Genomic DNA, 6,509 nt, shown 5'->3' on the forward strand with positions numbered 1-6,509 from the left:
AATTTCTTTCGTTTACTGCCGTGTTACCGAAGCAGCGAGAAGTAATATACCATATCTGTTTTTCAATTGCAAGCTTTAATTTTTACATCCATTCGTGAAGATATTCAACACGTTCAGATCTTTATCTCGGCTTACGCCTCGTTCCGTTCGGAGCAAGAATCATAATATAGCACATACAAATTTGGAAAGCAAGCCTTGTCCTTCATTTTATGAAAAGAACCTCCTAGCACCAGATTTTATCTGACAACTGGGAGGCTCCACGGTTCTAAGCTGAGAACTATTTTAACCTGATACCTTTAAGCAGTAATTCCAGAGGTTCTCTTTCTTCACTTTCACCACGATGATCATACTCGACAAGCTTATCCAACCGTGCAACTTGATGACCATAGTCATACATAGCGGCAGCCACAACGGATAAACGCAATAATCCCTGCGGTTGTTGGGTATAACGCTCAATGAGAACCGTCATGAAGCGATCATTCTCAGCTTCCATTTCCATACCTTCCGTGCTGTCCTCTTTCAGCTTATCATCGAATTTCAGCAGCACATGTTCGTGGAATTTTATTAACTTCTCCATATGTTGATCAAAATAGTCGTCAATCGCCTCGGTTCGAGCGGCCTGAAAGTAATGTTCATCTACGGCTTCAATCACTTCTAACCCTTTATACATAGCAAGCAGCTTTTGTTTGTATACAACAAGCTCGCGTATGCGGCTGAATCCATTTCCCTTGCCTTTGAGTTTTTTGATCTCTTCTTCCATGAGTCTGTATTTTTCAGACAGGGATTTGAGACCGCTGCGAAGGCTTTCTTTTTCCTCACGGAACACCGTTTCTTTCATTTCATTGGAGATTACTGTGCGAAGAAGGAGTGACATTTTGCTGAAAATAGTCTGAATCTGTGCAGCAAATTGCTCCTTAGGTTTTGGCGGAAAGAAGAATATATTCACCACAAAGGCGCATCCAATACCAATCAAGCTAAGAAGCAGCCGATTAAGCGCAAACTCCCATTCCCCTGAAGCCTCCATCACCGCAACAACGGTAACCAAAGTAAGACCTATCGTTTCTTCCATACGCATTCTAAGACTGAGGATAATGACAATAATACAGACAATACCAATCGCAATGACATTATTTGAGAAAAACATACCCGCCAGCAGGGCCAATGCCGCACCAAGGATATTTGTCTGCAACTGCTCCAGAAAGTAGCGCCACGACCGGTAAATCGAAGGCTGCATAGCAAAAATAGCAGCAACAGCGGCAATGACAGGAGGAGTAAAATTTAGCCAGGCACTTATGTATAAGGCCAAAGCAACGGCGATACCCGTTTTCCAAACACGTGCACCGAAAACCATGAAATCCCCCTCATAGAAAATATTAATTCCCTATTATCTTACACAGGTAATGGGTTTGATGCAAAATAAGATCTTAGCTCCCTAGTTCAATTCTGCCAGTCTACCTGCATGACAGTCTCTTACTGAAGCCATACTGTTAAAGTAATTTCCATAAACTCGTTTTGGAGGCACATATGATCAAACAAAAATGGCGTATTCCGGCCACCCAGGGGCTTGGATTCAAGCTCAGCAAGGGTCAAACGGTTAGAATAACCGATGTAGAAGGCGAGCAAGTCGCTGACTTTGTCGCCTATCGTGATAACGACTTTAGGGAACGACTGGACCCTGGAGTTACGATGGATGCTCTTCATAAACTGAAAGTGAAGCCGGGAGATCTGCTTTATACTAATACATACAAGCCCATGTTAACCGTAGTAACCGATCGGGTAGGTCAACACGATTTCATTAATCCAGCCTGCCGCAGCGAAATGTACGAGGTGTTATACAATAAAAAAGATCATGCAAGCTGTTATCATAACCTGAATCTGGCTTTAGCCGAGTATGCAATCCCTGCCCCTGATCAACATTACCCCGTCAACTTATTTATGAATACCGTCATACATCCATCAGGGGAAATTACGGTTGAGAGGCCGCTATCGAAGGCAGGCGATTATGTTGAGCTTCGAGCCGAAATGGATTTAATCATAGCGGTGTCTGCTTGTCCGTGCTCCGAGAGCGCATGTAATGGGTTCAAGTGCTCACCTATTGACGTCGAAATCATGTAGGCATTCACCCAACTCTTCCACTCAGCATACTATGCTCCGAATGGAAGAAGGAGGGTTTGGTAATGGTTCATTTGAAATCTAAGAGTTGGCTGGATCACAATGGAAAAGAGCTGCCTGACTGGCAGCAAGACGCCTTTCGCAAGTTCGGGCATATGATTGCTGATGATGAACGCATGTACCCCTGCATCCCAGGGCGGCAAGGGTATCTCACTGACAGCTTGCGGTTTGGCTTTGCAGCAGATCCCAGATCCGATAAAGCAATTGAAGAGACTGCGCAGCTGCTGCATCAATACGGTGAATGCTCCCGTGATACCGGTCGGTACGCTTCGCTTGTTATATTTTATGAAACGCCAACAGACATGACGGCTACTTTCTCTGTAGAAGATTATGAACAGGTCTTCTGGTCCGTATTAAGCCGGGTAAGCGCCAAAGATCCAGTCCCATGGCCCGCACACATCCCTCAAGACCCTTCCCACCATGCTTGGGAGTTCTGTTATAGTGGCCATCCGTACTTCGCCTTTTGCGGGACACCTGCCCATCAGGTTCGCCGAAGCCGGTGGACACCTTATTTTCTAATCACCTTTCAGCCCCGATGGGTTTTTGAGGAAATCAATGATTCTACCGTTTTCGGACGCAATATGAAAAGCTTGATTCGTCAGAAACTGGTCGAGTACGACGGCGTTCCAGCGCATCCTTCGCTCAAATGGTATGGTCAGACAGACAATCTGGAGTGGGAGCAATATTTTCTGCGAGATGATGAAAGTGTAGCTCCTAAATGCCCTTTTACGTCTATGGCCATGAAAAAAAAGTAACTAAAAAACCAGCCGTGGTCTAAGCAGACCCCAGCTGGTTCTTTATTTTTTAATGAACCGTTGCCCGATTATTTGGAGGCATTTGCGGCATGCCCTGTGCCGGGACAAAGGTATTCAGCATTTTCTGCATATCAGCTGTACCCAGTTGTGGAACCTGATAATAAGCATTTCTATTTTGATACAAGAAAATTTCATAAGCCATCTCAATAAAGTTCTGCACTTGGGAAGCCAGCACACGACGCACTGTAGGGTTCGTTACCTCAACAGAGGTCATCGTTAATAGCGAAGCATGAGACTTGATAAGCCCCAGCATATGTGCGCTAATACCAGCATCCTTCACATCAGCCAGCGATTGATTCGGCTTTTTGGGCTGAGTAGGCTTGATTCCATAGATGGGCTGAGACAGATTCCGTATCATGTAAGTCTGTGTCTCTTGGCTCGGCTTCTGCCCTGTAGTAAAGCACTCTGCCGTTAAATTGTAGTGGTAGAGGGTGAAGCTGTACTGATGATCCAAAATGTCCAGAAGCTCGGGATCTTGGACGAACTGCCTGAAAATCATAAACTGATCAAGTACATTAATGGTACAAGCTAACACTTCATGCAAATCAAAGAGCTCGTGTCCCCCATGGTTCATATTAGGCGCCATTTGATTCATGTTGTTGTATGGTGTTTGCTGCTGCATCTCGAAGTCTCCTTTGATATGAATTGGTAACTTCGATAATATGAGTTAGATTAGTGGAAATTATACGTTTCTCTTACTTCAGCAATGAAGCCCAAGTGGTCTCAAGCCAATGATCAAAGTCAGCGCCCTTGTCCCCTTCGTACGTATCGTACACGTCAGTTCTGGTTTTTTGGAGCTTTTCTTTGAATGCTTCAAAGGTATGGCCTTCCGGCAAGCTCTTTTTGATGCGCACGAATACCTTGCCTGCACCTTTGACCAAATCCCCTTTTTTCCGTGGCGGCAGCTGAACATCTTCACCAAAAGCTTTTAGCTTGCGGTATGCCAGCTCTTGAATGGGGTATACGGCATCACTGGTCATCATACGAGTCAAAATATTGATGCTCTGTTGATCATTCCATTGCCCTAATTGTTCAACAGCATCCTGACGTTCCCTCCAATTGGATGAACGATTTGCGGATTTTTTTAGCTCCTCAAAATTGGCGGGTACTTCATTATTTAGTTCTATATTCAACTGATTCAAGCTCCTTCGACTGCTGAAATTTGCGCATGTTTTTTTCTACAATGATGTTACACTTTTTTGGGCCTGAGCGCCAATGAAATAGATCTATGGCTGCAGACTTCGAAAAAACAACTCGAAACTGACAGCCATTTGCGTATTAAGCCTCTCATCGCCCATCCCCATGCCCCACGTAATTAATACGCCCATATAAGTTTGAATAGCTTGGTCCGCTATCATTTCTGCAGGGAAAACGGTTGAGAATTCTCCTCGTTTTTGAGCTTCTTCTATGACAGGAATGAGCACTAATTTTAGCTCTTCCAACATCTCCAAGTGATTAGACAGTGACTTCTCGTTGCTAAGATTGCTTTGAAATAATGCACGGGCAAGTTGTCGGGTATAAGGTACGAGCCTCACCAATTCGATAAGAAACTCCCGCAAATGAGGGAGAATAGGCCCAACTTTATCCTTCAGCTTAACGAACTCCGTCGACGCCCAGAATGTCTGAATATCACAAAACACTTCTTCCTTCGTAGCAAAATAGTTAAAAAACGTTCCCTTCGCAACACCAGCACGCTCCGTGATCTGATGAACCGTTGTCGCTTCGTAACCTTGCTCCGCAAACAGTTCTAGCGCTGTGTCTATGATTTTTTTGCGCGTTGCCCGCTTTTTTTCCTCACGGTTCATTGAGTCATCTCCGTTTATCGCTAATGTTTACGCTGTATATTCCAAGTATAGAGGAAACGATGGGTTTGTTCAATTCATAAAATGACCACAAGTACATAAATTTATGAAAATCGATTTTTATAATAATATGATATATTTAGTTTCTCATATTTTAGACTCTAAATTTAGAAATAAATTATGACCAATAGTATAAATATATTCGTAACCAGTGGTCATTTTTCAGCCGGAATAGAGCGTTTTGACTGCCGTAGCATAACATGAATGCACAAAAACCCGAGGCTGGTTTACCTCAGGTTTTTGCTTTTTGCTTTTATCATGTATCGAGTTAGCTTGAGCTTACCACAATCCCCCTGCAGTACTTGCAAACTGCCGCATCGATTTCGATTTCCTCATTACAGTAGGAGCACTCCTTATGTGTTTTCACTGCTGTCGATTCTACCGCCGCTTTCTTCTTCTTCGTGCTAGCCCAGATTAACAAACCGATTACAATAATGACAACGACGATTATCCAAAAAACCATACCGAAACACCTCCTAGTTGATAATCAACTTTTGATGAATCCGTATATGTATATTCGCCTATGCTTGTCTGTTTGTCTTAGTCCTTATGCTAAAATATTCACAGTTGATGCTTCGTCCATAAACCCCATCCGCAGCGAAGGAGAGGACCATTGGGGAACATGAGTCCCTTATTTTGCTTAAATGAGGGAACTCAGATGACAATGGGGAACTACAGGGTTCTATTTTGGCTAAATGGGGCAACTGGCTGACTTAAATAATGAAATAAGGGATCTCTGTTCCCCTACACTTGCCCAAAGGGCTATTTCTGCTAAAATAGCGCCCTGGTGTTCTCTTATTTGTACCTGCTAAAAGCAAAAAACCACCCGAAGGTGGTCTTTTGCTTAAAGCGGGTGATGGGAATACTCCAAATTCTTATTTAAAAGCTTCCTTCGGAAGCACTGGTGGTACATTTGGACGCACGTCCTACTTTTGTTTACTCTATGATGTCTTTACGGACGGTCGAACCCTGTGGCTTCTCTTCCTCATCGCTAATGCAAAAAACCACCCGAAGGTGGTCTTTTGCTTAAAGCGGGTGATGGGAATCGAACCCACGCTACCAGCTTGGAAGGCTGAAGTTCTACCATTGAACTACACCCGCATGATGTAAAAGTCGGGACGACACGATTTGAACATGCGACCCCCTGCTCCCAAAGCAGGTGCTCTACCAAGCTGAGCTACGTCCCGAGAAAATACCGGCGAGAGGACTCGAACCTCCACTCGTGAGAACTCGATTTTGAGTCGAGCGCGTCTGCCATTCCGCCACGCCGGCATATGTGGCGCGCCCTGAGAGATTCGAACTCCCGACCTTTTGATTCGTAGTCAAATACTCTATCCAGCTGAGCTAAGGGCGCGTATGAAATTGAGGTAAATAATGCCGAAGACCGGACTTGAACCGGTACGATAGTCACCTATCGCAGGATTTTAAGTCCTGTGCGTCTGCCGATTCCGCCACTCCGGCTTGCTTAAAGGCAGAAGGCGCTACCCAGATTCGAACTGGGGGTAAAGCTTTTGCAGAGCTCTGCCTTACCACTTGGCTATAGCGCCAAAAAGCGGAAGACGGGATTCGAACCCGCGACCCTCGCCTTGGCAAGGCGATGCTCTACCCCTGAGCCACTTCCGCATGATAATGGGGTTCCCTCAAACATTTTGAGGAATGA

Annotated in this window: 7 protein-coding genes and 7 tRNA genes; 2 read left to right on the forward strand and 12 right to left on the reverse strand. The window is 44.7% G+C overall.

Annotation, left to right across the window (positions count from 1 at the left end; translation table 11 throughout):
• Nucleotides 1-277: 277 nt before the first annotated feature.
• Nucleotides 278-1,351: an FUSC family protein gene (locus PCH02S_RS35140; protein ID WP_127458748.1), complete on the reverse strand. Its 1,074-nt coding sequence runs from the start codon at nt 1,349-1,351 to the stop codon at nt 278-280.
• Between the two features lie 176 nt (nt 1,352-1,527).
• Here PCH02S_RS35140 and PCH02S_RS35145 point away from each other — a divergent pair, with 176 nt between their 5' ends.
• Complete coding sequence (locus PCH02S_RS35145; RefSeq protein WP_246069435.1) at nt 1,528-2,115, forward strand: DUF1989 domain-containing protein; 588 nt, start codon at nt 1,528-1,530, stop codon at nt 2,113-2,115.
• A gap of 62 nt (nt 2,116-2,177) precedes the next feature.
• Nucleotides 2,178-2,927, forward strand: coding sequence for a YqcI/YcgG family protein (locus PCH02S_RS35150; protein WP_127458750.1), 750 nt, complete (start codon nt 2,178-2,180; stop codon nt 2,925-2,927).
• A 49-nt stretch (nt 2,928-2,976) separates the two neighbouring features.
• On the opposite strand, the gene PCH02S_RS35155 is transcribed toward PCH02S_RS35150, so the two are convergent.
• From PCH02S_RS35155 to PCH02S_RS35205, 11 genes are all read right to left on the reverse strand, one after another.
• A complete protein-coding gene (locus PCH02S_RS35155) occupies nt 2,977-3,609 on the reverse strand; it encodes a spore coat protein (protein WP_127458751.1) in 633 nt (210 codons plus the stop codon).
• Between the two features lie 73 nt (nt 3,610-3,682).
• Nucleotides 3,683-4,120: a HEAT repeat domain-containing protein gene (locus PCH02S_RS35160; protein WP_127458752.1), complete on the reverse strand. Its 438-nt coding sequence runs from the start codon at nt 4,118-4,120 to the stop codon at nt 3,683-3,685.
• A gap of 93 nt (nt 4,121-4,213) precedes the next feature.
• Nucleotides 4,214-4,792 carry a TetR/AcrR family transcriptional regulator gene (locus PCH02S_RS35165; protein ID WP_127458753.1) on the reverse strand — a complete coding sequence of 193 codons (579 nt, stop codon included), beginning with the start codon at nt 4,790-4,792 and terminating at the stop codon, nt 4,214-4,216.
• Between the two features lie 325 nt (nt 4,793-5,117).
• On the reverse strand, nt 5,118-5,312 hold the full coding sequence (locus tag PCH02S_RS35170; protein ID WP_127458754.1) for a hypothetical protein: 195 nt from the start codon (nt 5,310-5,312) through the stop codon (nt 5,118-5,120).
• Nucleotides 5,313-5,879: 567 nt separating this feature from the next.
• Nucleotides 5,880-5,950 (reverse strand) — tRNA-Gly (locus tag PCH02S_RS35175).
• A gap of 12 nt (nt 5,951-5,962) precedes the next feature.
• A tRNA-Pro gene (locus tag PCH02S_RS35180) sits at nt 5,963-6,036 on the reverse strand.
• Between the two features lie 6 nt (nt 6,037-6,042).
• Nucleotides 6,043-6,121, reverse strand: a tRNA-Leu gene (locus tag PCH02S_RS35185).
• A gap of 5 nt (nt 6,122-6,126) precedes the next feature.
• Nucleotides 6,127-6,203 (reverse strand) — tRNA-Arg (locus PCH02S_RS35190).
• Between the two features lie 21 nt (nt 6,204-6,224).
• A tRNA-Leu gene (locus tag PCH02S_RS35195) sits at nt 6,225-6,310 on the reverse strand.
• Between the two features lie 15 nt (nt 6,311-6,325).
• Nucleotides 6,326-6,396, reverse strand: a tRNA-Cys gene (locus tag PCH02S_RS35200).
• A gap of 4 nt (nt 6,397-6,400) precedes the next feature.
• Nucleotides 6,401-6,472, reverse strand: a tRNA-Gly gene (locus tag PCH02S_RS35205).
• Nucleotides 6,473-6,509: the final 37 nt, after the last annotated feature.

Source organism: Paenibacillus chondroitinus NBRC 15376 (genome assembly GCF_004000765.1).
Classification (GTDB): Bacteria; Bacillota; Bacilli; order Paenibacillales; family NBRC-103111; genus Paenibacillus_E; species Paenibacillus_E chondroitinus.

Excerpts from the sequence above, each read along its gene's own strand:
- PCH02S_RS35150 (WP_127458750.1), top strand. The coding sequence starts at position 2,178 with ATGGTTCATTTGAAATCTAAGAGTTGGCTGGATCACAATGGAAAAGAG.
- PCH02S_RS35165 (WP_127458753.1), bottom strand. The coding sequence starts at position 4,792 with ATGAACCGTGAGGAAAAAAAGCGGGCAACGCGCAAAAAAATCATAGAC.
- PCH02S_RS35170 (WP_127458754.1), bottom strand. The coding sequence starts at position 5,312 with ATGGTTTTTTGGATAATCGTCGTTGTCATTATTGTAATCGGTTTGTTA.
- PCH02S_RS35155 (WP_127458751.1), bottom strand. The coding sequence starts at position 3,609 with ATGCAGCAGCAAACACCATACAACAACATGAATCAAATGGCGCCTAAT.
- PCH02S_RS35140 (WP_127458748.1), bottom strand. The coding sequence starts at position 1,351 with ATGGTTTTCGGTGCACGTGTTTGGAAAACGGGTATCGCCGTTGCTTTG.